Annotated in this window: 19 protein-coding genes and 1 tRNA gene; 7 read left to right on the top strand and 13 right to left on the bottom strand. The window is 58.0% G+C overall.

Annotated features, from left to right (window positions below; all coding sequences use genetic code 11):
* Positions 1–80: 80 nt before the first annotated feature.
* The 3 genes from EK373_RS00650 to EK373_RS00640 all read left to right on the top strand — a co-directional run bounded on the left by EK373_RS00650 (position 81) and on the right by EK373_RS00640 (position 5,384).
* Positions 81–1,376, top strand: a complete 1,296-nt coding sequence (locus tag EK373_RS00650; protein WP_157994175.1) for a spinster family MFS transporter — start codon at positions 81–83, stop codon at positions 1,374–1,376.
* A gap of 92 nt (positions 1,377–1,468) precedes the next feature.
* Complete coding sequence (locus EK373_RS00645; protein ID WP_198682989.1) at positions 1,469–3,757, top strand: TonB-dependent receptor; 2,289 nt, start codon at positions 1,469–1,471, stop codon at positions 3,755–3,757.
* A 1-nt stretch (position 3,758) separates the two neighbouring features.
* Positions 3,759–5,384 carry a GMC family oxidoreductase gene (locus EK373_RS00640; RefSeq protein ID WP_198682988.1) on the top strand — a complete coding sequence of 542 codons (1,626 nt, stop codon included), beginning with the start codon at positions 3,759–3,761 and terminating at the stop codon, positions 5,382–5,384.
* Positions 5,385–5,395: 11 nt separating this feature from the next.
* Here the strand turns inward: EK373_RS00640 and EK373_RS00635 are convergent, their stop codons facing one another.
* Positions 5,396–6,055: a TetR/AcrR family transcriptional regulator gene (locus EK373_RS00635; protein ID WP_198682987.1), complete on the bottom strand. Its 660-nt coding sequence runs from the start codon at positions 6,053–6,055 to the stop codon at positions 5,396–5,398.
* A gap of 741 nt (positions 6,056–6,796) precedes the next feature.
* Here EK373_RS00635 and EK373_RS00630 point away from each other — a divergent pair.
* Positions 6,797–6,873: transfer RNA gene (locus tag EK373_RS00630), tRNA-Arg, on the top strand.
* Positions 6,874–7,218: 345 nt separating this feature from the next.
* Here EK373_RS00630 and EK373_RS00625 read toward each other — a convergent pair.
* The 11 genes from EK373_RS00625 to EK373_RS00575 form a co-directional block, all read right to left on the bottom strand.
* Entirely contained in the window at positions 7,219–8,124 is a 906-nt protein-coding gene (locus EK373_RS00625) for an integrase core domain-containing protein (RefSeq protein ID WP_129640833.1), read from the bottom strand.
* A 368-nt stretch (positions 8,125–8,492) separates the two neighbouring features.
* Complete coding sequence (gene istB / locus EK373_RS00620; RefSeq protein WP_129640832.1) at positions 8,493–9,251, bottom strand: IS21-like element helper ATPase IstB; 759 nt, start codon at positions 9,249–9,251, stop codon at positions 8,493–8,495.
* Between the two features lie 5 nt (positions 9,252–9,256).
* The gene (locus tag EK373_RS00615; protein WP_232830992.1) at positions 9,257–10,318 is read right to left on the bottom strand and encodes a Mu transposase domain-containing protein; all 1,062 of its coding nucleotides are present in this window, start codon (positions 10,316–10,318) and stop codon (positions 9,257–9,259) included.
* A gap of 174 nt (positions 10,319–10,492) precedes the next feature.
* A complete protein-coding gene (locus EK373_RS00610) occupies positions 10,493–11,218 on the bottom strand; it encodes a M48 family metallopeptidase (protein ID WP_129640830.1) in 726 nt (241 codons plus the stop codon).
* On the bottom strand, positions 11,215–14,493 hold the full coding sequence (locus EK373_RS00605) for a type I restriction endonuclease subunit R (RefSeq protein ID WP_198682986.1): 3,279 nt from the start codon (positions 14,491–14,493) through the stop codon (positions 11,215–11,217). The genes EK373_RS00610 and EK373_RS00605 overlap by 4 nt, the downstream gene beginning before the upstream one ends.
* Positions 14,490–16,160: a DUF6119 family protein gene (locus EK373_RS00600; RefSeq protein WP_129640829.1), complete on the bottom strand. Its 1,671-nt coding sequence runs from the start codon at positions 16,158–16,160 to the stop codon at positions 14,490–14,492. Before EK373_RS00600 ends, EK373_RS00605 begins: the two co-directional genes overlap by 4 nt.
* Complete coding sequence (locus EK373_RS32965; RefSeq protein WP_157994174.1) at positions 16,157–17,386, bottom strand: restriction endonuclease subunit S; 1,230 nt, start codon at positions 17,384–17,386, stop codon at positions 16,157–16,159. The genes EK373_RS00600 and EK373_RS32965 overlap by 4 nt, the downstream gene beginning before the upstream one ends.
* Positions 17,376–18,890: a type I restriction-modification system subunit M gene (locus tag EK373_RS00590; protein ID WP_129640828.1), complete on the bottom strand. Its 1,515-nt coding sequence runs from the start codon at positions 18,888–18,890 to the stop codon at positions 17,376–17,378. Before EK373_RS00590 ends, EK373_RS32965 begins: the two co-directional genes overlap by 11 nt.
* Complete coding sequence (locus EK373_RS00585) at positions 18,887–19,498, bottom strand: restriction endonuclease subunit S (protein WP_129640827.1); 612 nt, start codon at positions 19,496–19,498, stop codon at positions 18,887–18,889. Before EK373_RS00585 ends, EK373_RS00590 begins: the two co-directional genes overlap by 4 nt.
* A 956-nt stretch (positions 19,499–20,454) precedes the next feature.
* Complete coding sequence (locus EK373_RS00580) at positions 20,455–21,282, bottom strand: S1C family serine protease (RefSeq protein ID WP_157994173.1); 828 nt, start codon at positions 21,280–21,282, stop codon at positions 20,455–20,457.
* Between the two features lies 1 nt (position 21,283).
* A complete protein-coding gene (locus EK373_RS00575; protein WP_129640825.1) occupies positions 21,284–21,814 on the bottom strand; it encodes a PDZ domain-containing protein in 531 nt (176 codons plus the stop codon).
* Positions 21,815–22,185: 371 nt separating this feature from the next.
* Here EK373_RS00575 and EK373_RS00570 point away from each other — a divergent pair, with 371 nt between their 5' ends.
* The 3 genes from EK373_RS00570 to EK373_RS00560 all read left to right on the top strand — a co-directional run bounded on the left by EK373_RS00570 (position 22,186) and on the right by EK373_RS00560 (position 23,653).
* Positions 22,186–22,548 (top strand): hypothetical protein, encoded by a 363-nt coding sequence (locus tag EK373_RS00570; protein WP_129640824.1) that lies wholly within the window; start codon positions 22,186–22,188, stop codon positions 22,546–22,548.
* A 356-nt stretch (positions 22,549–22,904) separates the two neighbouring features.
* Positions 22,905–23,204: a hypothetical protein gene (locus EK373_RS00565; protein ID WP_129640823.1), complete on the top strand. Its 300-nt coding sequence runs from the start codon at positions 22,905–22,907 to the stop codon at positions 23,202–23,204.
* Between the two features lie 20 nt (positions 23,205–23,224).
* Positions 23,225–23,653 carry a helix-turn-helix domain-containing protein gene (locus EK373_RS00560; RefSeq protein WP_129640822.1) on the top strand — a complete coding sequence of 143 codons (429 nt, stop codon included), beginning with the start codon at positions 23,225–23,227 and terminating at the stop codon, positions 23,651–23,653.
* A 430-nt stretch (positions 23,654–24,083) separates the two neighbouring features.
* Here EK373_RS00560 and EK373_RS33590 read toward each other — a convergent pair whose 3' ends face one another.
* Positions 24,084–24,317 (bottom strand): helix-turn-helix transcriptional regulator, encoded by a 234-nt coding sequence (locus EK373_RS33590; RefSeq protein WP_129640821.1) that lies wholly within the window; start codon positions 24,315–24,317, stop codon positions 24,084–24,086.
* Positions 24,318–24,395: the final 78 nt, after the last annotated feature.

The following is a 24,395-nucleotide window of genomic DNA, read 5'->3' as shown; positions in this document are numbered from 1 at the left end:
CCTAACGGCCTGGGACTCGGCAACGATCCGATTCTCGATCATCATAGCGGGCCTCCTTCGCAAGGATCCGAGGGCCGTTTGTGAAAGTGACGTCCGCGCCGATCGCCAGCTTCGACAGTGTTTCCAAAAGTTATCGTGGCTACGTGCTGGCATTGTTGACGCTGGTGTTCGTCGTCAACTTCATCGATCGGCAGGTGCTGTCGGTGCTGATCGAGCCCATCAAGCGCGATCTGCAGCTGACCGATACGCAGTTGGGCCTGCTGTCCGGATTGGCCTTCGCATTGTTGTATGTGACTGCGGGTGTGCCGGTCGCGCGGCTGGCGGACTTGAAGTCACGACGCAATTTGATTGCTGTCTGCATGGTCATCTGGTCCTCGATGACCGCTCTATGTGGAGCCGCCACGAACTTTGCGCAGTTGCTGATCGCACGTATGGGTGTGGCGATCGGAGAAGCGGGTTGCGTCGCGCCGTCGCATTCGATTCTGTCCGATTACTATCGCCCCGCCGACCGGCCACTTGCGTTGTCCGTCTATTCGGCGGGCGCGTCCGTCGGCGTGTTCCTGGGATTGCTGGGCGGCGGCTGGCTCGCAGAATCGGTTGGCTGGCGCTCGGCGCTGGTTCTCATCGGTCTGCCGGGGATCGCGGTTGCGTTGATTGTGTTGCTCACATTAAGGGAGCCGACCCGCGGCATGTCGTTGCCGGGGCATGTGACATGCGCGAAACCCGCGCCCAAGCATTTCTGGTCGGACCTTGGGCACTTGTTAGCTCGGCGCACGCTCATGTTCATCGCGCTGGCTGGTGGGCTCCAGTCCATGGTGACGTATGGCGTCGCCACCTGGTCGCCGGCGTTCTTCATGCGAGTGCACGGCATGGGCGCGTCCACGGCCGGCGCCACGCTGGCTGTGATCAATGGGCTGGTCGCGGGAATCGGTGCAGTCGTCGGCGGCGCTGTCGCCGCTCGTTTGTCTCGTAATGAGCGCCGTTGGTTGCTATGGATGCCCGCGATCGCGGCGACTATCTCCACGCCGTTGTATGCATTCGCCGTGCTCAGTCCTTCGAGCTTCACTAGTCTGCTGCTGCTTGCTCCCGCTGCGTTCCTCAGCATGGTCTATGTTGGGCCTGCGCTCGCAGCAACGCATGGCGTCGCTGGCGTGACGCTGCGTGCCACGGGTGTGGCGTTGACTTTGTTTGTCAGCAATCTGCTCGGCATCGGCGGCGGCGCATTGCTGGTCGGCGTCGTAAGCGATGCGTTCGCGGCTGCGCAGCCGCATGTATCGTTGCGCTATGGTTTGCTGGCCGTGCTGCTTGCAAATATTCCCGCTATCATCGGATACCTGCTGGCAGCCCGCAGCGTCCGCGACGATTGGCACGAGTAGTGTTGCCCATCCGGGAAACACCCAACGGACGATGTCGCATTCGCCTGCGATCATCGCGGCCTGTCCGTAGCGGGATGTCGAAAGGAGTTCACATGAGCAGCAAGACTGGGGATGACAGGAGCGATTTGTTAGATCCCCTCGCCGCTGTTGCGCTGCCCATGCTTTGTATGCTCGGCGCCGCGGACGTGTCCGCCGCCGACAATGCGTCAACCCCGACGGCGGTCGACACCGACCAAATTGAAGAAGTGTTGGTAAGCGCTCGCCGACGCGGCGATGAGCGCCTGCAAGACGTGCCGGTCGCGGTGAGCGTGTTGTCCGATGAAGATCTGCGCAAGGCCGGCATCACGGACTTGTCCGAGGTCGCAACCCGCACGCCCAGCTTCACGTTCGGGCAGCAGATCGGGAATCAACAGGAAGTCGTGATTCGCGGCATCGGCACGTTGCGCTTGACCGGATCGGCAGCCGAGCCTTCGGTGGGGTTGTTCATCGATGAGGTTTATGTCGGGCGCCGCGGTACGGCGACGCCGCCGCTGTTCGATCTGGAACGCGTCGAAGTCGTGCGTGGTCCACAAGGCACGCTGTATGGAAAGAACGTGGTCGGCGGGGCAGTGAACCTGATCACAGCTCGGCCGAGCGATGAAAGATCGGGACGCGTGGCCGTTTCATACGGACAGTTCGACGTCTTTGGCGGGCGCGACATGTGGGAAGGTTCGGCCTATGTCACCGGCGCTTTGACTAATTCCGTCGCTGCGCGGGCGGCCGTCTACTATCGCAAGCACGATGGCTATTCCCAAAACACCCTGCTCGATGAGCGGCTCGACGATCAAGACAACTACGCGGTGCGCGGCTCGCTGTTGTTTCGTCCGACTGACGCGCTCGATATTCACGTCGTCGCCGACTTCAGTCACAACCAGAGCAACGGACAATCGCGGCGTGCAGTCGACGATCCAACGATTCCAGGTTTCGGTGTTGTCGTGGCATCCGGGCTGCTCAGCGACAACGTTCGCGAGAGCGATGCGCCCTGGACTCAGTGGGAAGATCAAGACACCGCCGGCCTCACGGCGCGCTTCGACTATCGACTCGGGGGCGGCCATGCGCTGACGTATCTGTCCGCCGTTCGGTACGGCGACTTCAACGGGCGCTATTCATTGGTCGGTACGGGCTCGCCGCCATCGCTGACGGACGCGGCGAACGGTCAGCGCGAGAAGTACGTCGGCATCACTCAGGATTTGCGCCTGAGCTCTCCCGCCGACAGTGGTCCGTTACGTTGGGTTGCAGGCTTGTATTTCCTGCGCGAAGACACCGACGTCATCGACAACAGCATCGCGACAACGTTTCTGTCGATATTGGGTCCAGGCAGCGTCGGCGACATTCTCGACGGCGAGTTCATCTACGATCAGGAGAACATCACCAAGAGCTCCGCTGTGTATGGCGAACTGAGCTGGGCGGTGGCGGACTCCTTGTCGCTGACCTTGGGCGGCCGTTACACATACGACGAAAAGGACTATCGCAACCGCTCCGAGTGTTTGGATTTCGGCGCGCAGCCCGACTTCATCTTTTGCGTGGCGCCGCTCGGTGCGCAGTTCTGGAGTATTCGCACCAGCAAGAGCTGGAGCGAGTTCACTCCAAAGGCCAGCCTGGACTGGCGCGCCAGCGACGACACGTTGTTGTATGTCAGTGCGGCGAGAGGTTTCAAAGGCGGCGGCTGGCAGGGCAAGGCCGGGACGGAGGCGGCCGCGCTGCTGCCCTATGATCCGGAAATCGCATGGACCTACGAGGCGGGCGCAAAGACGCGCTGGGCCGACGGCCGGGTGCTCGCCAATGTCGCCGTGTTCCATACGTCCTTCGACGACCTGCAGGTGGAGCAGCTCGATGATGCGGGCTTGTCGTTGATCATCGATAATGCCGCATCGGCGCGGATCAGCGGCCTCGAGCTGGAATTGCAGTTGCGACCGGTACCGGCGCTGCAGTTGTGGTTGAGCGGTTCGTATCTGGATTCGGAGTATCGTGACTTCATCGACTCGGCAGGCAACGATCTCTCGGGCAATCGTCTGGCGCGCACGCCGGAGCTTCGGTTCACCGGCGGCGCCGATTACACGGTGCCGATCAATAGCGAGCTGTCGCTCGATGCGCGAGTGGAATATCAATGGCAGGACGAGATGCCGTGGCTGGTCGAGAACACGGTGTTCGAAGATTCGTATGGTTTGCTCGATGCCCGCGTCGCTCTGCAGGCGCGGCAGGCACAATGGGAGGTCGCGTTGTTCGGCAAGAATTTGACGGACGAACTGTATCGTCTCGACGCCATTCCTTTTCTGGGCGATGTTTTCTCTCGCTTCGGCGCGCCGCGCAGCTACGGCGTCCAGTTCACCAAATCGTTCTAACGTGAACCACGATCCCACCGAGACATTGGAAGCAGATTACGTTGTCGCTGGCGCCGGCTCGGCGGGGTGCGTCGCCGCGCGTCGGCTCATCGATGCAGGCTGCAGCGTCATTCTGCTCGAAGCGGGTGGCGACGATCGGAGCGCTGCGGTGTATGTGCCCGCGGGCTCGGCCCGACTGGTCGGCAATCCTCAGTACGACTGGAAATACGAGGTCGAGCCCGACCCCTCGCGCAATGGCCGCATCGACAACTGGCCCTCGGGCAAGGTGCTCGGGGGCGGCGGCTCCATCAACGGAATGCTTTACTTGCGCGGCAACCCGGCCGACTACGATCGCTGGGTCCAGCAAGGCGCCAGAGGCTGGAGCTTTCCCGAAGTGCTGCCGTACTTCCTGCGCGCCGAGCGCAACGAGAACGGCGCCAGCAAATTTCACTCCGACAAGGGGCCGCTGGGCGTCGCGAATCTTCGCGTCAGCCATCCTTTCAATCGTTTGTTCATCGAGGCCTGCCTTGCCGCCGGCATTCCGCGAAACGACGACTTCAACGGTGCCACTCAGGAAGGCGTCGGTTACTATCAGGCAACTCAATGGGGCGGGCTGCGCTGTAGCGCTGCGCGCGGGTATCTGCGCCCGATCTCCGGCCATGCCAAGCTGAAGTTGATGAAGCGCGCGTTCGTCTCTCGCATTCGAGTGCGCAATGGTGTTGCTGAGGCGGTGGAGTTCAGTCACTACGGTGTCGCCAAGCTGGCGCGTGCCCGCCGTGAAGTGCTGCTCGCCGCGGGAACCATCGGTTCGCCGAAAATTCTGATGCTGTCCGGCATCGGGCCGCGCGCGCAGCTGGAACGTCATGGCATCGAATGTGTGAACGACCTGCCGGGTGTGGGGCGCAATCTTCAGGAGCATCCGGGCATCATTCTGAGTTACGACGTCAACATGCGCACGATGAATGTCGATGCGCATTCCCGATGGCGCTTCGCGATGCGGGCTTTGCAGTTCGCGCTGCTGCGTCGAGGGCCAGGCACCTCACCGATTTCTCACGTCGGGGCGTTCTTTCGCACGCGGCCCGATCTGCCGGCGTTCGACGCGCAGATTCACTTCCAGCCGCTGGGGTACGAGGTCACGCCAGACAAAGTGCTGCTTGCCGAGGCCAACCGTGTAAGTCTGGCAGTGAATGTCACCCGTCCCGGGTCACGCGGCTCGATCGATCTGCGCTCTCCGAACCCGCAGGATGCGCCGCTCATCAAGCATTCATTGGTAGGTGCTGAAGCTGACGTTCGAGCCCTGATCGATGGCGCGCGGGTGATGCGTAATATATTCAGCTCGCCGGCGCTGCGTGACCACGTTCGAAAGGAATATTTGCCCGGTGAGGCGGTGAGCACCGACGAGCAGTGGGAGGCTTACGTGCGTGCCGGCGCGTTCGCGATGTACCACCCCATCGGCACGTGCCGGATGGGCGATGTCACCGATCCGGGCTCGGTCGTAGATCCCGAGTTGCGCGTGAAGAACATTCGGCAACTGCGGGTGATCGATGCTGCCGTTATGCCGAGTCTGCCTTCGTGCAACACCAACGGCCCGACGATCATGATCGCCGAGCGCGCTGTGGCTCTCGTGCTCGGCGAGAAACTTGCCTGATGATATGACGGTCAGTTCGCGCCGGTGGTGCGGGCTTTGCGGCCGACCATGCGCTCCACGTTCCGGATCATGTGCATTACCACGTCGTGCTGCGACCAGCGCCCCATCGGGCGCCACCACAGTGCCGACCAGGTGAGCAGGCCGCCGATCGCCAGCGCGGTGAAGTCGGGATCGTCGAATGTGAATTCGCCGCGCTTCGCGCCTTCCACCAGCAACGAGGACAGCTTGCGATCGAACTCCAGCTTCAGGTCCGCGAGCACCTTGTATTCCTCGGGCTCGAGGTTCATCTCCTCGCGCCGATACACCACGATGCACTGCTGATTCTCCAGCACCGCCGAAGACACCCGCTCGATCGCCAGCCGCAGCTTTTCTCCTGGCGGCAGCTTGGTCGAGAGCGCCGCATCCAGCGCCGCCAGCGGCGAGCGGATGCCGATCTCACAAATCGCGTTGAGGATTTCGCTCTTGTTCCGGAAGTACGAATATAAGAACGGCTTGGTGACTTTCAGCTCGGCCGCAATGGTGTCGAGGGTGGTCGCTTCATAACCCTGCGCAAAAAACAGCTCGCGTGACTGTTCCAGAATCCGCCGCCGCTTGAATTCCTGAACCTCGGTTCGTAATTCATGCTTGTGCGACTGCACTTCGGATTTCTTATTTGCCTTCGAGGCGCTCACCCGCGCAGCCATAATCTTCCCTCAGCAATACTCGTGCAAAAAAGCCCGTGAATGATGAGGCAGAACGACAGGCATCGCAATCAATCGCTGTGATGTATCTCTGTCGGAAAATTCGCCTAACGACGCTGGCTCCTCTCATCTGTACAGATCGCCGACACTCTCGCGCACCATCGAAGGGCTGCTCACCTGCGCCAGGCGCGGTCACTCGGTGGCACCGGAGCGCGGCGAAGTGGTCGCGAGGGTCGCCGGGAGCCCGCGGCAGGGCGTGCAAAGAATTTGCGGCTCTCCAGCAGGGGACTAGCTGCATCTGCCGATTGTTGTGGTAGGATGCGCGCCCTCGCGGCGAATGCGCCCGAGAATGTCAGCGGATGGCTCGGCAAAGGGTTGGGTGGGGTTCAGTAAGTTACTGATCCTGCTAAGGAAAAGCCCTCAGCGTCGCGGCGGCCCCAAAATGGCCCCCGACCCCGACCCCGCCTGCGACATGGCCCCGCTGCCCCGAATCCGGCTCATGCAAATGAGCGGCACAAGGCCGCGGCGGATGGATGGGCGGCCCCAAGCCGTCGGCCAAGTCAGTGCTGCGCCCGTAGCTCAGTTGGATAGAGCGCATGGCTACGAACAAGTCAATGACTGGTTCGAATCGAACGGGAAGCGCTGAAGGATGAAGGAGTTAGGAAACGAAGGTCTTTCGCTCAGAATGCGGAGTGACCAGGGAGTGACCAGGACGGTCTGAATGTTTGTTACGCGCCCGTAGCTCAGTTGGATAGAGCGCATGGCTACGAACCATGAGGTCGGGAGTTCGAATCTCTCCGGGCGCGCCAATCTTCAAGCACTTACGACTCTCGCATGATGATGCAGCCATGTGGTTGCGTGAGTTTGCGGGACTTTCGTTTGCAAACATCTTCGCAGCCGCATTCGGGTCGCCCGCGCACCGCCATCCCCTCGATGTTTCTAATCTGACCGCCACTCACGCGTCGCGAGAATATTTTCGTGACGAGTGAGAGTTCGTGTGCTGAGACAACAGATAACATTTTGGGCCAGTGTGCTTGCGGTCAGCTCGCGCGCTAATTCCTCAAGTGTTTCCTAAGTTCGCACGCCGACGCAGCCATGTGGTTGCCGGTGTCTTGCGAGACTCCGATTCGCAAGCTTTGTCCTCCGCGTAGTGTCTAAAGACTCGTCGTCAGGCGGCCTCTCGATGATAGAAGTTGAATTCCACCCAGTCGCTCTCGGCGCTTTACTCGACCGACTTGATTGATAGGCCCATCAGAACGTTTCAGCAGGCGATTCTGTAGCCCCTGATGATTACGCTCTTCATGATAGTGCGCCACGTAGTGCGTCAGCGCGCGCTCGAGCGACGACCTGCCGAAGAAAACCATTCGCTGGGTGCATTCTCCCTTTACCGAGCGCACGAACCTCTCCGCGTATGCATTCAAGTTGGGCGAGCGTGGGGGCAGTCGGATCGACTCGATCCGCTCTCGAGCGAGAGCCGCACGGAAGCCTGCGGAATATTTGGTATCCCGATCCATGATGAGGAATCGCGTGTGCCGGAGGAACGGCTCATCGGCATCGGTGAGATTGCGCGCCATCTGCACCATCCACGCCTCGTGCGGGTGCGGTGTGATACCGGCGATCTTCACTGTCCGGCTCGCGAGACCGAGCACAAACAGCACGTAGTACGTCACTAGGCCGCGCAGCGTAAGAACCTCGACCGTGAAGAAATCTGTGGCCGCAATACTCTCCCAGTGAGCCTTGAGAAAGGTTGACCATGACGTATGCTTCTCTCGTTCGGGTGCCGGATCGATGCCATGTTCGCGGAGAGCGTTCGCGATCGTGCCGCGGCTAACGTCATGGCCCAAGTTCGCCAATGCGCCTTGAATCCGCGTATAGCCCCAAGATCGATTCTCCAGTGCCATGCGAACAATGAGCTGAACGATCACCTGGATCGTTCGGGGTCGACCGGGGCGGCGGCGCTGGGTAAACGTCCATTTCTGTGCAACCAACGTTCGATACCACCGCATCAACGTATCCGGCGTGACCAACGTGTCGAGTTCACCGAGCGCCTTGCGGCCCAACGCATGCGCTCGACGCGCGAGTCGACGGCGTTCGGCATCCGCAAATCGATGGCGTCGACCGCCGAGTCGCTGCTTCAACCACCGATTCTCTTCCTTCCTTCAAATATTCGATCGCATCAAGCTGCCGGCGATTGATCCAGCCGGAAAACAGCATCAGGAAAAATTGAAGCGGCTGGATGGAGAGAAACATCCGAGCAAGTATAGCCCGTTCAGTTCAGAACTACGCCGTTCCAATTGTTGGACAGTACGGGTGCGTTCCTGCTCCCCCGACACCCCCATGATGCGCGATTTCCCAGTTGAGGACCACCCGATTTCCCGAGTTGGGGACCACCTGTTGAGGTCACTGGCGGAGCAGAAGTGGGCGATTCTTACGCGACGTGTTTCTTGCTGGCAAGTTTCCGGGCCTTGACGCCGCGGTAGCTCTCGCCGGTGATGTCGATCATGAGCGCCGCGTGCTCGAGGCGGTCGCGGATCGCATCGCTGATGACGGGATCGGCAATGACCTCGGCCCAGTGAGCCAGGGGCAGCTGAGTGGTGAACATCGTCGACTTGCCAAGCGATCGTTCTTCGAGGATTTCGCACAGGTCCTGCGCTTCGGTGGAAGACAACTTGCGCATGCCGAAGTCATCGAAGATGAGCAAGTCTGGGCGCGCGAGTTTGTCGCGATAGCGAAGATACGTCCCGCTGGACCGGGCGAGCGCGAGATTCTCCAGCCACGTCGTGACGGTCATGTACAACACCGACTTGCCGCACGCGCAGGCGTGCAGTCCCGCGGCCTGTGCGATGAAGGTCTTGCCCACGCCGGTCTGGCCGATCAGCAGCACAGGTCGTCCTTCGCTCAACCACTGCAGGCTGTAGAGTTCTTTGATCTGTGCCTTGCTGATCGAGCGGCTGGCCGTGAAGTCGATGTCCTCGAAGGCCGGCCGCAAGGTGAACTTGGCGGCTTTGATGCGATAGCCGGTCTTTCGCTCTTGTCGATAGTCGGCTTCGGCTTGCAGCAACGTGTCGAGGAACTCTGTGTAGCTGATCTGATCGCGTGTTGCCGAAGCAATGATGTCGTCGAAGGCGCCGAACATGCCGAGCAGCTTCATCTCGGCCATGAGGTTCTTGGCGATAGCAGTACTCATACGATCTATTTCTCCTGGATTGAGTCGGACGGAACAGCAGCGAAGATGTCGACAGGCCGGTCGGCACCGACGGCATATCGCAGCATGGGGTTGCCAGGGCGGCGCACGATCTCGCGCGACTCGCCCGGTGCGGCGGTTGTTTGTTTTCTGGCCTGCGCGAGCAGCGCCTGGAAGTACGGCACGCGGAACTTGTCGTAGCGGCGCATGGTGGCGATCGCAGCGGCAATGCGCTCGCTTGCCAGTTCGTGTCCGGCGGTGTTGATTTCCTTCGTGCAGCTGCGGACGAAGCCCTGCGCGCGGCGCAGGTTACCGAAGACATCATCATTGAACAGCTCGACGAACAGCCGATGTAGCTCGGGATGGATAAAGCGTGACTGCGACAACAGACGCTGCGGCGTGGCTTCGTAGTACGCCTGGGATGCTGGCGGGAAGTGCGCATCGATCTTGATGCGCCGGCCATCTCGGTGACGACAGCGTGGATAAATTGCCAGGCGTTCGAGGTTCAGGAAGATCTCGACGTGGTTCTCGGTGAGCTTGATGCGCAGCTTCTTGTGACGATGGATATGCGGGGCGCTGTACAGCACGGCTTCCACCAGCACGTAGCAATCCGGATGTAGCGTTGCGGTCAGCCATTCGCCGGTGTCCACGTCGTGAGCAGGCAGCGCCTTGAGTGCGGCCCGTTCCAGTGCCTCGAAGCGCTCGCGACGCGAGACGCCGAAGCGGCTGTGCCGCCGCGCATTGATGCGCTCGACGCAGTCACCGAGTGCCTGGTTGATCTGATGCAACGATGTGAAGCGCGTGCGCCGATGACGGAAGCGCATGTAGCGCATTAGGATCTTGACCAGTCCTTCGACGATCGCTTTATCGCGCGGATGATCGGGACGAGCAGGCACCACGGCGGTGGAGAAGTCCCGCGCGAGTTGCGCATAGCCGGGGTTCAGATCCGGATCGTACAGGTGACATTTGAGCACGCCCTGCTTCAGACAGTCCGGCACGGTCACATGCGGCACGCCGCCATAGAACGCATACATGCGCCGGTGGGCGCCGAGCCAGTTGCGACTCTTCATGTCCTCGGCAGCCCACGCGAACAGCAATTGGCTGAAGCCGAGACCCGCGACGAAGACATACGCCTTGCGGATCTCGCCGGTGGCAAGCTCGATCCATTCGATCGGATCACCCGCATAATCAACTTCGACGCGCTCGCCGGCGGCGAACTCTCGTGCGGTGATATCGGCCTAGAATTAATGAGCGAGAAGCAGTTCGGCCATGCCGTCGAGGCGCGTCTTGATCTTCCGCCAATTGGGGCAATGGCGTTCAAGAAGCTCGTAGTAGCGCTTGCTGTGATTGTGCTCTTTGAGGTGGCAAATCTCATGAATCAGGACATAGTCGATGCAGTCCCTCGGAGCCCTGATGAGCCACGGATTTAGGTTGATCGATCCGGACGGCGAGCAGCTTCCCCACTGCTTGCGCATGGCGGTCAGCTTCAGCGGCGGCTCGTTCTTAAGCCAAGGGATTGTCTCGCTGATCTCCGACAGGCGGCGGCCAAGATAGTCCTCCGCCCTTTCCTTGTACCAAGCATTCAATCTGCGACGGACGGCCAGCGGCTCTTCGCCGCGTACGGCTACATGTATCCGCCCGGCTTTCATCGCGACGACGGGTCGATCCGCGACAGGTGCGACGATCTTTAGCTGGTATCGGCGACCCAGATAGAAATGGGTTTCCCCGCTGACGTATTCCCTTGGCAAAGCATGAGCACGGAGCTGCGAGTTGGCCTCCAGATGCTTGGCTATCCACCGGGCACGTTTGCGGACGGCATGGCAGATCTCTGAGGCTGACTTGCCGGGCGGAGATTCGACCTCCACGAAGCCGTTCGGGTGAACATGAATACGGACTTTGGACTCGAGCCGCGCGTTGTGCGCCACGGAGTATTCGATCTCGGTATCGCCGTAATTGAAGCTATTCCTCATCGCAGTTCGCCCCGCGCCAATCCCAGCTTGGTCACTTCGACGACCTTTTCGGATATCTCCTTGGCATGCTCAAGGCCGAAGCGTTTGAACAGCAATGGAAGCGTGTTCTTTCTGATCGCCGCCTCGATGTTCTGAGGGCTCAGGGAATACTCGGCAACGGCATCGTTTACTATCCGGTCGATCTTAAGACTGATCTCGGCGTACTCATCCGCCAGTTTGTCGTCTGTCTGAGTGTTGCCGGACACAAGCTTCAGAATTCCGAAATAGGCGGATGCGTGCCTATTGTCCGAAATGGAGCTTGGAATGCCCTCCACCTCGCGGCTTTCCACCTTGCCTTCGAAGTCTTTGAATAAGGCGTATTGCTTGAACGGATGTTCGAATAAGGCTTCGGCATCCTCGATGGCCCTCCGCAGGAGTTCCGAGAAATAGGCCTGTGCAAACGGATCGTCGGCCAGCTCCTGCTCAATCGTTCTCTTCAAACGTGAGCGAATGATATCGGTCTCGTTCCGCAGCTTCTCATCTGACCAATTCGCCGCCGCTTCCTGTTTGCCGAGTTCATTAACGATATAGACACCTTCCGAACTCCGGATTTCTTCCCCGACGACGTAGCGGTCAACGAGTTTGCGAATCTGGTCTTCATAAGCGCTGAAATCGACTGTCTCCTGTGCGTCCTGCTTGGCAATCCGGCGAAGCTCGCTGAAGAATTTGAGGTCCCGCTTATAGGTCTGAATAACGTCCTCAGAAATCGAGCGGTCCTCGAAGAATGAACGGGAGCCCAGAGCGACCTTGAGGCACAAGCCGAATTCCGTCAGGGCTTCATAGAAATCCTCGCGGGTCTTCTGGCGTGTATCGAAGGTGGATCCGTCTGCCGCAGCTTGCACATGCGGGATAAGTATCTGCCGATACTGTTCAAGGTCGGAGCGGTTCTTCACATCCGCGAACACGGCCCACAGAGCGTCGTGAAGGCCGGGCAGTCGTTTGTATTCTGTCGAGACATCCGAGTAGAGGCCTTCGATGTCATCAACATCGAAGCCGCCTTGCGTCTTATCAGCCAGGTCCTGATATTCCGTGATCGCGGTATCCAGCTCCTTCAGGATGCCGCGATAGTCGATCAGGAGGCCGAACTTCTTAAGCTCATGCAGACGGTTCACGCGTGCGATCGCTTGGATCAGGTTGTGCTCCTTGAGCGGCTTGTCGATATAGAGAACCGTGTTTCTCGGCTCGTCAAATCCGGTCAGGAGCTTATCGACCACGATCAGGATATCTGGCTTGCCGGGCTCGCCGAATGCTTCGATGGTCGCGCGCTCGTATTCCTCAGGATCGACCTTGACGTTGTCCTTCCACCATTGCTGGACTTCAGGCAATTCCGACTCGTCAACTTCTTCATGGCCCTCACGGGTATCGGGTGGCGAAATGATCACGGCGCTGGTCACGAGCCCGGTGTTGTCGAGTGCCTTCTTGTAGCGCACAGCTGAAAGCTTGCTGTCGCACGCAAGCTGACCTTTCAAATCCTTGCCGATGCTCTTGAAGTTCTCGCTGAAATGGACAGCAATGTCCCACGCAATCAGGTCAATGCGATTGGCTGATCCGTAGACCGGACCTTTCTTGCCGTACTTCTCTTTGAGATCGCTCTTCTGTTTGTCGGAAAGCGAGGCAGTGATTTTCTCAAACCAGTTGTCGATGGCCTTCGCGTTGATATCAAGAACGGGCTTGCGTTCTTCATAAAGCAGGGGTGTGACTGTCCCGTCTTCAACGGCGCGGCGCATCGTGTACGCGTGCACGATGGGTCCGAATTTACTTGTTGTCTTATCGTCCTTAAGAAGCGGCGTTCCTGTGAACGCAACATAGGATGCATTCGGCAGAGCCTTCTTCATCCGCTCGTGGTTCTCGCCGTTCTGGCTGCGGTGCCCTTCATCGATCAGCATGATGATGTTCGGGCTGGCATTGAAGCACTCTGGCAGCTTGGAAGCCGTCCCGAACTTGTTGATGATGGAAAAGATGATCCGCTCTTTTCCCTGACCGATGCGCTTCGCAAGGTCCCGGCCCGTCGAGGCCTTCGCCCGGTTCTCTTCCTTCTTCGTTGCGTCGGAAATGCCGAGTGCGCCGCCCGTCAGGAACGTGCGTGCAAGTTGCTTTTCTAGATCGAGACGGTCTGTGACGACAACCACGCGGCATTCGGTGAGGTTCCGGTGAAGCAGTAATGCTTTGCACAGGAAGACCATCGTGAAGCTCTTACCCGAGCCCGTCGTGTGCCAGATCACGCCGCCCTCGCGGCCACCATCGGGACGTATCTTTGATATGCGGTCGATCAGCGCCTTGATACCGAAGGCTTGCTGGTAGCGTGCGGCAATCTTTCCTGCCTTCTTGTCGAACATGATGAAGAAGCGGACAAACTCAAGAAAGCGGTCCTTCGACAGAAGGCTGATCAGCAGTTTGTCCTGCTCGGTGACAAATTGAATGTCCGACCAGAGTTTCTGGAAATGATTTTGTACGCTTTGCGGCTTCCCGGCAAAAAGCGCCGCCTGAACGATTGCCGGCAGTGGCTTGTTCTTGATTCCCGAGAAGTAGGCGTCGGTCAGGCTTTCTTCATGCCAGCGCGCCCAGAACTTCTTATCGGTCTTCGTCGTCCCGTAGCGTCCGTCGATTCCGCTGATGGAAAGCAAAAGCTGCGAGTAGGCAAAGAAGTGAGGAATCTCATCATGTTTCTGGTTTCTGATGGATTGGCTGATGCCTTCATCGACCATTGATTTATTCGGGTTGCCAGAATCGGGGCGCTTGGCCTCAATCACCGCGAGCGGCAAGCCGTTCACGAAACATACGACATCGGGTCGTCTCGTCCGTGTTCCGTCCGTGGTCAGAACCTCAAACTCTTCGGTGACGATGAAACTGTTGTTGTCGGTGTTCTCCCAATCAATAATTGGGATCGTCGCCGAGTGCCGTTTCCCGTCTACGAATTCCGTGACGGTCACGCCGAGCGTCATTGCGTTATACAGGCGCTCATTCGCGGTTAGCAGACCTTCCTGCATCAACGGCGATGAAAGATCGCGGACAATCTGGTCGATGGCGTTGGTTGAAAGCGGATAGGTTTGGCCTTTGAACTCAAAGCGGCGCTTTCGAAGAGCTTCGACAAGAAAGCTCTTCAAGATCACCGCATTGTTGCCGCCGCGCAGGTTGTAGCAATCCGACGCCGACAGGAATATCCAGCCAAGGGAGATGAGCGTCTGTAGGGCGGGAATTTGCGCCGAGTATTGTTCCGCCGTGTTCGGTGACATCATGCCGCTTCTGCCTCTTCAATTCCGTCGTCTGCCTGTTTTTTGGCGCGGGGCTTTCGCTTTTTTACCTTGCCAGCCGTCGTCACCGAGTCGTCCTTGATGAAGCACAGCTCCGCGTCAATGCCCATGCGCTTCATATCCTTCATCGCCCGCATGAGGCTGATGCGTGAGAAGAGCGGCAGGTTGGCAGACTTGGCGGCGGGGTTCTTATGCGTCACCACGCCGAACACGATCTTGAAATTGTCGGCAGCAATCGGCGCCGTAAAGTCGGCAACGTTCCCTGCGGGTGCCTTTTCCTCGACCAAGCCCGTTAAGCGCTTGCGCGATTCGTCATCGTCGCGCAGCAGGTGAATGGAGTTCGTGCCCTGATTGAACAGGTGGCTGAGCTGCGCCGATAACGTCGAAATCTTGACGTGATGCAGGATCGCCTGACCGTTCTTCAGTTCGTACAGATCGCAAGGCTCGACCGCCTTCTGTCCCGCTGGCGCGATAGACGTTTTGTCGAGGCAAAGAATGGCTGTGCCAGTCGCCGCCACGGCCTTATTGAACTCGCCTTCGTCTTCGTGATTGAAGTTGGGCAGTGTCGTCGCGGCACAGAGCGGATCAAGGTACGTGGATAGCCGCGTTACGAAGTCGTTCTCGACGAGATACCAGTTGCCCTCGCAGAGATGGTAAGTCTGCTTCGCGCTGTTCAATGTCGTGTCGAACACGAGGCACTTGTAGATCGAGTAGCGTTCGCCGCGAGCTTCGCCGTCCTCATTCGTCAGCACGAGGCAGTGATTCTTGAGAGTGTCGTTGTCGATTGCGTTGAAATCGACTTCGCAGATTTCGAGGTACTCGTAATAGCGGCCGATAAAAATGTCGTCGTAAACAAGGCCGCTGCCCGCGCCGGAGAACGTGGCCCACAGCTCGTCGTGGTAGTCGAGAATCTTCGGTGCGCTGAGAGCCAGATCGAAGCTCTTCGCCTTCACGGCATCGAGCAGTCTCACGTTCAGTAACGCAATCGTTCCGGGATCGCGTACAGGCGAGATGTTCTGGATGTCCGGGAAGTTGACCTTGTATGTCTCTGACGAATACAGATCGAGTAACTGCTCGCAGAGACCCGGCAAACCTTCAGGCGTCACGTCGGAGCTGATACGAATGTTGCTCGCGCCCGTCGCGTGGCCGAAAAGGCCCTTGTATTCGGCGCGCACCTTGCCCGTCAGGCTCTTCAGAATGGTCGTGTCGCGGTCGAAATCGAAGAATGTGAGATCGGAGTCGATGGGGACCTGAGTTCGCTGACGCTTCGCACCGCTCGGCTCCAAGATGTCCGTGCTCTTGAGCTTTTCCGGATCAAGGCAGTTCAGCGTGACGCGCAGGCCGAAGTCGTATTCGTAACTGGCTTCATGGAAATTGTGATAGACGTGGCCGAAGGTGATTGCGAAAGTGCGGTTGGCAACCGGGAGAAAGATGATCGCGCCCTTGAGGCTTTGCGTCAGCGGCTCCTGAATGCCGAAATAACCTTTCCACCACGGCGCGGTCGGCGGCGTGTCGAGGATGTAGAGGGAGGAGCCCTCGGGCAGGTTTTCGCCCACGACCTCGGCGTCGAGCTTGTGATTGTCCTTCAGTGCGTTCGACGCGTCGAACCCTTCCTTAAGAAGGTAAATTGAAAACGAACGTGACTTACTCATGCTGCGATCTCCTTGTCGATCTTCACGCGACGCTTGCCGGTCAGAAGCTGTTGCATGAGGGCGGATTTCTCCTGGCGAAGCTTGGCAAGCAGCGCCTCTTTAGTTCGCAGGTTGCGATCTAAAATGCCGATTGCCGAAGTAATGGACTCTTGTTCTTCCAGCGACGGAAGAAATACGCCAATTTTGGAGAATTCTTTCCAGCGGAGATTGCCTCGGCGATCCACAGAACCATTTGTCGCGGCGGAGAATAGCTGTCGGTAACGGTCGGTCTTTAGAAGGCTATACAAGTATCTGTGATTGATTCTCTCGCTGGCCTCAAATACGCAATAGATTGGACTAACGAGTGCATGATCGTGGAGATCTTGATGGCCAATCGATCCTTCCTCGATATGATTTGAGGGAAAGCCAAACTGGCCTCTGCTTATGATTTTGTAGGTCGTTCGGTTCTCGCTGAACACCTGCTTTTTGAAGTACTCCAGAGAGTTCACGAACCCACGATGTTTTGAGCACGAGACTACGGGATAGTCATGGTCATCCGCGTTCCTGCTGGAAACTTCTCGCGCAACGTCGCTGATATGAACAAAGTCCCAGTCGCTTGGAATTCGTCCATACGCCGTGTTCTTAAAGCTTCTTGAACGAACGTGTTCTGGGAAGCGCGTTTTGCCTGTCAACAGTTGCTGCAATAGCGCAGTTTTCTGCGCTCTACTATTTTTCATGAGGTTCTCAGTAACACCGATTGCGCGATCCCACGTCGAAAGGATCTCGGCGATTCGTTTCTGGTCACCAATCGGCGGGCAGAGAATGATCTGATTGTCGATCTCTGATTTCCTAACGTGTACCAACGTCGCCTTGAAGCCGTGGGCTTTGCGTTCGATGCGCTCGGTGACTGATCGGAGGCAGTAGAAGAGCCAGTCTTCGTCTACAGCTGTATCGGGCAATACCTTGAAGATGTGCTGATTCAATACGCCAGTCTGTCCTCTCCAGATCGTGGGGCCAAATGAGACACCCTTCGTTCCGGCCCATGCAAAAAGCATCTGGCCCGGCTCAACGACCCATTCCTTTTCTGGCTCGCCGGAGAAGTAGTTGAAGTTCTCGTTACCGTTTAGATTTTGAATTCGTATAATAGGTAGACCTTTCGTGTCCCATTCCTGCGGCTTGAAGCCGTGTCCATTCTTCAATGTGCAAATGTCTGACACTGGCACCGCGCGCCAACCCTCAGGAACCATAGCCCAGCTCCTTCAAGTACCCATCCATCAGCTTTTCGAGATCGCTAAGCTCCGCTTGCAGCTTTCTACGCTCGGCGCGCACGGCAACGAGATCGATCTCCGCTTCTTCCTCGAAGGTGTTTACATAGCGCGGGATGTTGAGGTTGTTTTCGTTGTCATTCAAATCTTCGGGCGTTGCCAGATACGCGTATGAATCGACACTTTTTCGCGCCTGATATGTTGTCACGATCCGAGCGACGTGCTCATCGGATAGCTGGTTTTGATTCTTGCCGGACACGAACTCGCGGCTCGCGTCAATGAACAGGACGTTCTTATCCTTCTTGTTCTTGCGCAGCACCAGAATGACTGCGGGAATGCCCGTTCCATAAAACAGCTTCTCGGGCAGACCGATCACGGCGTCGAGGAGATTTTCCTCAATTAGTTTCTGTCTGATCTGGCCCTCGGATGATCCTCTGAAGAGGACCCCAGTTGGCGCGACGACTGCCATGCGGCCCGTCTTTGGCTTCATGGTCTCAACCATGTGCAGGATGAAGGCATAGTCGCCTTTTGTTTTCGGCGGAACACCGCGACGGAAGCGACCGAACTTGTCATTCTCGGCTGTGCCATGACCCCACTTCTCCATACTGAAAGGAGGGTTTGCAACGACGACATCGAAATGCTTTAGCTGATCCTCTTTGTCGAGGAGCTTCGGATTGCGAATCGTGTCGCCCCATTCGATGCGATGGTTATCTTCGCCGTGCAGGAACATGTTCATCTTGGCGAGGGCCCACGTGCTGCCAATTGCCTCTTGGCCGTACAGCGCGTATTTCTTTGAGCCATTGTGTTCGATCTGAATGCGTCTGCCGCACTTCATGAGCAGGGAGCCGGAGCCGCACGTTGGATCGCAGATTTCGTCACCTTCTTTCGGCGCGACGATCTCGGCCATCAGTTCAGAAACCTCTGGCGGCGTATAGAACTCTCCCGCCTTCCGGCCAGAGTCGGCGGCGAATTGCTTGATCAGGAATTCATATGCGTTTCCGATAACATCAAGCTTGCCGATGCGGCTTGGGCTCAGATTGAGAGTTTCCTTCGCGAAGTCCTCTAGTAGGTGCTTGAGTAGTTCGTTCTTCTGCGCTTCCTCACCGAGCTTGTTGGAGTTGAAGCTGATGTCTTGGAACACATCGCGCAGCTTCGAGATGTTGGCTTCCTCAATCGCGTGCAGCGCTTTGTCGATGCGTTCGCCGTTTCCGGCTTCATGACGGCGCTTGTAGAGCGCATAGAAGTTCGCAGCTTCGGGAAGAGTGAAGCGTTCATTCTTCATCATTTCGCCGATGAGGCCCGGCTCATCGCCGTATTCTTTTTTGTAGTTGTCGTAGTGGTCCTGCCAAACATCACTGATGTATTTCAGGAACAGCATCGTCAGCACATAGTCTTTATAGACGGAGCCATCGACGGTGCCACGGAACGTGTCGCACGCCTCCCACACCGCTTTATTGATGTCTTCTTGTTTGATTTGTGGGCTCATGCTTTGACTCCGTTTGTTGATTGCAGAAGACCCATTGCTAGGGCTTCTAATTGGTGATTTCGATTTTCGACGAGGCGGTTGAGCGTGATGCGCTCAAGCTGCGCGGCTCGCCAGAACTTCACGATGAGCCGCTGCTGCTGAATAGGTGGAATAGTTATCGGGAGGTTCTCGATAACTTCCCGTCGAATGTTCTGGATGTATGAGCCCGTCGCGGTTCGCTGAAAGTAGTCTTGCGCAGGCTTTTGATTGATCTGCCAAGCCAAGAACTCTGGCGAGATTTTTCCGATCTCCCGCACGCTCAGTACGAAGAACTGCGGAGCGCAAACGGCCTTCGACGGCGTGCCAACTAGTGGGTAGGCCAGTGTGCGTGTGCCGCGCGACGTGAATACCACATCTGCATCGGAGAGCCAGACGGGCTCACGTTTGGACGGCAGCGAGACCTGAGGCACCTGGCTCCAGTCAATGTCCGCATCGGGGCTCGTGTGCTTGATCTGCACAAAATGGACATCGCCCGGCTCCAGCAACTCAACCGAGCTGCGGAGTGGATAGCCAGATGCAACGCGCACCGCGTCCCCCAGCCTTGATTGATTTATTGCATCATGTCTCATGATGCAAATATAGTGTGCGAAGTTCGCCACTGTCAACTAATTTATTGCATCATTCTCAATGATGCATCAAATTTTACGTAATTTAGCGTCCTGAGTCACGGTCATTTGTAAGTTTTTTAGTCTTTCGGGAGAGATCCCCCATCCCTTCGCACTCGGCACTGAGCTGGCGGTACGTCGCAACGTCCCGGTGTAGCTGCTCGACGTTCTTGGCGTGGCTGGCCTTCACTTGCTTGGCGAGAATGTGATCTACGTCGCCGCTATCAATATCGAGGCCGTGCGGCGGCCGAGTTGTCGAAGGCGGCGCGAATCCTGTCAGCGGATTGGAATGCGGCTGAGTTCTCAAGGGCCGCGCCGATCGTGGCCGCCGCCTCCAACTGCTTATGGATGGCCGTGAGTGGTGAGTTCTCCAGAGATTTCTGGAGTCGTGCGACTGGGGAGTTCCGAGACGATCGATCTCGGGCGAAGCGAGCTCGCGTAGCGGCCCCAGCGAGACGTCTGCCCAACGAGTAGCAGAGAGCAGGGGCCGTCGGTCGTGAACGTCCATCAGATGTTGGATGGGGCCGCGCATTCAACAGATTATCCCGGCTTTGGAACGTCCTCGAGAACTTCGGCAAGGGCCCCAATCCGTGGACGGTTGATTTCGCCGGCGACGATCGCGCGGATCAGCCGCGCGGTGAGGTCCTCGCGCTTCGGCCACGATTCCAATGTCAGCGTCGTCGAAGATCGTGCCCATCGCTATTTCATCGCGCGACGACGACATACTGTGCGACACCGCTTTGCGCGTACCGCGCAATTTGTCGGCGTCCGTGAGGCCCGGAATGCGTGGCAACGCCGCGCGTGCGCGCGCCTCCGACCGATCTCCTTTTTGCGTTACTAGCGAGGATGACGTCAACAAGATGGTTCAGTCAGCGATGTTGCCGCGAGCCTGGGGTGCTTCTCGCGGTGATTCCCATCTTTCATTTGAAGACTTCAACGAAGACGATTGCCGCTCGGGTTCGTTCAACGGCAGCTTCACGTGAACTCACCGAAGGCGGCTTTGTTGCCTGCGCGTAGAGCAAGCCAGCGTACTCTGACTTTACCGCCCAGTTCACGTTTTGGGGCAGCGATCCTGTGTTTCGAAGGAAGGCTGTGATCGCAGCCGTGGAGGCGACCACTCCGACGACGTTGCCGGTGTCATCGATGACCGGACCGCCGGAGTTACCAGGCTGCACGGGAACGGACATCTGCAGATAGGTCTGGTCGTCATCGATCCCGGACAGCGCGCTGACGGTTCCATCCGTGTACTTCGGCTCACGTCCCAACACTGACGTCGCAGGGAAGCCATATGTGAAGACTCGCATGCCAACAGCTGCGCTGCGGGCCGGCGCGAGCCCGAGGTAGGTTTGCCTGGGTATTCGCGTCTCCAGCACTGCAAGATCCGTCATGCTGCTGCGCGCGGTCACCGTCGCTTCAGCCTGCGTGGCATCTGTGAAGTGCACTACGATCCGTTTCGCCCCATCAATGACGTGATTGCTCGTAATGACGGTGCCTGAACGAGAAACCAGAAAGCCAGTTCCGGTGCCGGCGAGTACTGGGCCTTGTGGAGCATCGGTCGCCACTGCTACTTGTGCGGCGCTCTTTGGCTGAGAGGCTTCATTCAATATTCGCTCGAGCTCGCGATATAGACCCGAGTAGCCATTGGCTTGGAAGAAGGGCTCATCGGCGATGACTCGCCCGCGGATCTGCGCCAGAAGAGTGGGGTCCCACTTCGACTCCGCGATGCGTAATCGCCAGAGTTCATACACCTCAGGCGGGCGCTGCGCGACCTGGAGCTGGCCTGAGTGACTTGCACAATTGAAATACAACCACTGCAGATAGGGCCGTGGATACACAGCCCTTGAAGTCCTTCTTTGCGATCTGGCGGAGCAGATCATTCCACTGCTTACCAAATTCTCGCCCGCTTTTACACGTGCCGACGACTTGCTTTGTCTCACCATTACGCTCTAGGGTGAGATTGACAGGAGAGCCTGGAGCAATCGCAGCCATTGCCGCGCGGAATCCTTCTTGAGTACGAACCTCGGTGGAATTCACCTGAACGATCTTGTCTCCGGCTTGCAGATCACGCTGTCGCTGCGAGACCCACAGCACAGTCAGATCTAGGTTGACCTTCGTACCCAGGCGGCAATATTCCATCTCTTCGTACTCACGAGCCTGAGCGCTCGCGAGGTGCCCCTTCGCTTGCTTCACGAAGTCGTTTTTCGCCATCTGGGCTTGAGCTGAGCCCGTGAATGCGGCAATGAGCAAGGCAATCGCTACGAGAGCCGGTCGTGTTTTCATGGATGACGCTGCTGTTGTTCTTTTGACGGTGAGGTTGTGGTCAAGATTACAGCGACAGATCAGCCAGCTGAACAGACATTTGGCACAGCGGAAGGACTAAAACGCGTGACATCCCTCTCATTTCAGCCGATGACCACGGGGACTGAGCGCGGGATCTGCGTCCCAGCTCTCGGCGCTCTAACGAGAGGGCCTTCGGTACGGTCTTGCGTTCTCCATGCGGGTGGCGCTATTCTCGCAGTCATCCTCGAATTGCGAGGATGACTGCGAGAGGATAGTCATCATCGGAATTCGAGGATGACTCACTTGCCTTTGGAATGGTCGTCTAGTTTGCCGATCATGTCCTCGCCCGTTGGAGTTATTTGCAGGTCGACATGACGAAAGCTCTCGGCACTGTCCGCGCGAACGATGCACTTCGCATCGTCCAGTGCTTTGACGGCTCGCTCAAGCTGCCCCTCACTAAGATCAAGATCTGTGAGGACTTTGCTATAAGCAATGCGCCCGCTGCGTTGTCCAGCGATGTGAAGCAAGACTTTCGCGGCGTGGCGTGGCCAACCGATCGAATCTACGGCCTGCAAAAACCTCGCAAGGTAAAGGCGCATGTCGGCGCTGTCTGTGACACGCCTGCGCATTGGCTCGGGAGTTTACTGACTGGCGCGAACCGAGTCGAGATCGGTCGCGCTGGTAGAGCGTCGCCTCGCCTCAGCGCGGCGCTGGTATTGGGTACCGAACCATGACTCGCCCTGGCCGCGAAGACATGGTCCGGCTCAGCATGGGCATCAATACGCTGCTCGTTTGTGTTCGCCAGACCGAAGCAGCATGGTGGCGGCTGCAGGTTGACGCAGCCCCGCTCCGACGTACGTGCCTACCAACACATGCGATCCTCGCGACCCGCTGCAAGTTCTTGACGAACACAGACACCGTTGAAGCTAGTACTGCGGTCACAGAAGGGCTCCTCGTCGCCGACGGACTTTGTGACGCCGCTGAGCAATATCACGAAGGACAGGTGGCCACCCTACACGAGCGGCTGATCGATGGCGCCGAAGCTATCGAGCGCATGTGTGGCACACCGCTCCGCAAGAAGTGGTGACTTATGGCGGAGAAAGAGAAATACGAGGCACTTCCCGCCGGCCGCGCCCTTGAAGAACTCATCGAAGCAGAGCGTGTGAACCTCATGCAGGTTCAAGCGATGGCCAGGTGCCTGTATGACACTTTGCTGTACTCGGATGACGATGATGGGGCGATGCATGCTGCTGTGGCGGAGCTCATTGCGCGGTTGGTCAAGGAGGCAGTCGATTCGCTCGAGAAGATCGTCAGGCGATTCAAAGCCGATGACTTTGGTCCGCCTCCGGACAAAACGTCCGGTGGTGCCAACTCCCGTAGTTCAGCATAGCAGCGAAGTAGGGCGCGCACGTGAGCGACACCCTGATCGCATCGCCCAGGCCAGGGCTGATCAAGAAGGACAGTCGCGTCTACTTCGCCATGCTCGGGAGTCGCGTCACACAGTTGCGTAAATCACGAGGTATGACGCAAGCAGAATTGGCTCGCGCGCTCGGCGTGTCTCAGCAGGCAGTGTTCGCTTATGAAATTGGAGATCGGCGGATCTCCGTTCTCGTTCTGGAACGGATCGCGACACTGTTCAAGCTATCGATAGATCAGCTCTTGGGCTTTGGTCCGGTGCCATCTAGGAAAGGACGGCTTTCTCCTCGAGCGATGCGACACGCGGAGCGGCTTCAGGCTCTTTCCAAAACACAGCAGCGCTTCGTGGTCAGGATCATTGATGTACTGGAGGTGCACAACTCAGAGAGCAAGGGCGGAAGTTTACGACCATTTCGCAATTGAGGGTCTGCCATGTCCCCTGTTCCTCGCTAAGCGCCGACAGGGACGCGGCGTTTCGCGCTTGCACCGCGGCGAGCTCAATTGTCTGCATGTAGCTTGCTGCCCGAACCGTCCGCTTGACGAAACCCCATGCCTGCAACAAAGCGGGCCGGTACATGCCTTTCGAAGCGATCAGGATCGGAGGATCGATAGACTGAAGCCCGGGTGCCATGTGACCGATTCCAACTCGAGCGGATCTCTCGATAAGCGCGGATCGACAGTGTACTTCGACGTGGCGCTTACGATGATCATGAACGACATCGCTCTTCTTCTTCGATGCCGCCAGGTCAGATCGATCACGCGCCGAAGCGGACGCATTGCCCAGAAGCCCGTTTGCTTCAGTCCTCGTGGAATGAGTAATGCCAAGCAAGTCGGAGCGCGCACATCCTAATCGCTAATCGTGCAATGTCGTGTACGCGGGATCAGATGTGCTCTCGCACGCACGAGCGTCAGACCAGGCATCGAGGTCAGCGAGTTTGTACAGGACTCGCCGCCCGAGTTTCCGGAAGCGTGGCCCTCCACCCACCGTGCGCAGCTTCTCCAATGTCCTCGGGCTGAGATTGAGATGCGCTCCGGCCTGTTCGCAACTGAGGTAGGTCGTGGTCGCGGTTGTCTCGGATTCGGGCATGCGACTATGCTCGTGTCGTGAGGGACGCCCAACCCAGCGTCCATAGGGACCGGTCCCGTGCAGATTGAATGAGAGGTG

The sequence above is a fragment of the Peristeroidobacter agariperforans genome (assembly GCF_004138335.1).
Taxonomy (GTDB): domain Bacteria; phylum Pseudomonadota; class Gammaproteobacteria; order Steroidobacterales; family Steroidobacteraceae; genus Steroidobacter; species Steroidobacter agariperforans.
Note: the sequence above shows the minus strand (reverse complement) of the source record. Positions and strands in the feature narration are given on the sequence as shown.

Coding starts and splice junctions, on each gene's coding strand:
- EK373_RS00645 (WP_198682989.1), top strand. CDS start 1,469: ATGAGCAGCAAGACTGGGGATGACAGGAGCGATTTGTTAGATCCCCTC.
- istB (WP_129640832.1), bottom strand. CDS start 9,251: ATGAGTACTGCTATCGCCAAGAACCTCATGGCCGAGATGAAGCTGCTC.
- EK373_RS00615 (WP_232830992.1), bottom strand. CDS start 10,318: ATGAAGAGTCGCAACTGGCTCGGCGCCCACCGGCGCATGTATGCGTTC.
- EK373_RS00610 (WP_129640830.1), bottom strand. CDS start 11,218: ATGAGGAATAGCTTCAATTACGGCGATACCGAGATCGAATACTCCGTG.
- EK373_RS00605 (WP_198682986.1), bottom strand. CDS start 14,493: ATGATGTCACCGAACACGGCGGAACAATACTCGGCGCAAATTCCCGCC.
- EK373_RS00600 (WP_129640829.1), bottom strand. CDS start 16,160: ATGAGTAAGTCACGTTCGTTTTCAATTTACCTTCTTAAGGAAGGGTTC.
- EK373_RS32965 (WP_157994174.1), bottom strand. CDS start 17,386: ATGGTTCCTGAGGGTTGGCGCGCGGTGCCAGTGTCAGACATTTGCACA.
- EK373_RS00590 (WP_129640828.1), bottom strand. CDS start 18,890: ATGAGCCCACAAATCAAACAAGAAGACATCAATAAAGCGGTGTGGGAG.
- EK373_RS00585 (WP_129640827.1), bottom strand. CDS start 19,498: ATGAGACATGATGCAATAAATCAATCAAGGCTGGGGGACGCGGTGCGC.
- EK373_RS00575 (WP_129640825.1), bottom strand. CDS start 21,814: ATGAAAACACGACCGGCTCTCGTAGCGATTGCCTTGCTCATTGCCGCA.
- EK373_RS00570 (WP_129640824.1), top strand. CDS start 22,186: ATGACGAAAGCTCTCGGCACTGTCCGCGCGAACGATGCACTTCGCATC.
- EK373_RS00565 (WP_129640823.1), top strand. CDS start 22,905: ATGGCGGAGAAAGAGAAATACGAGGCACTTCCCGCCGGCCGCGCCCTT.
- EK373_RS33590 (WP_129640821.1), bottom strand. CDS start 24,317: ATGCCCGAATCCGAGACAACCGCGACCACGACCTACCTCAGTTGCGAA.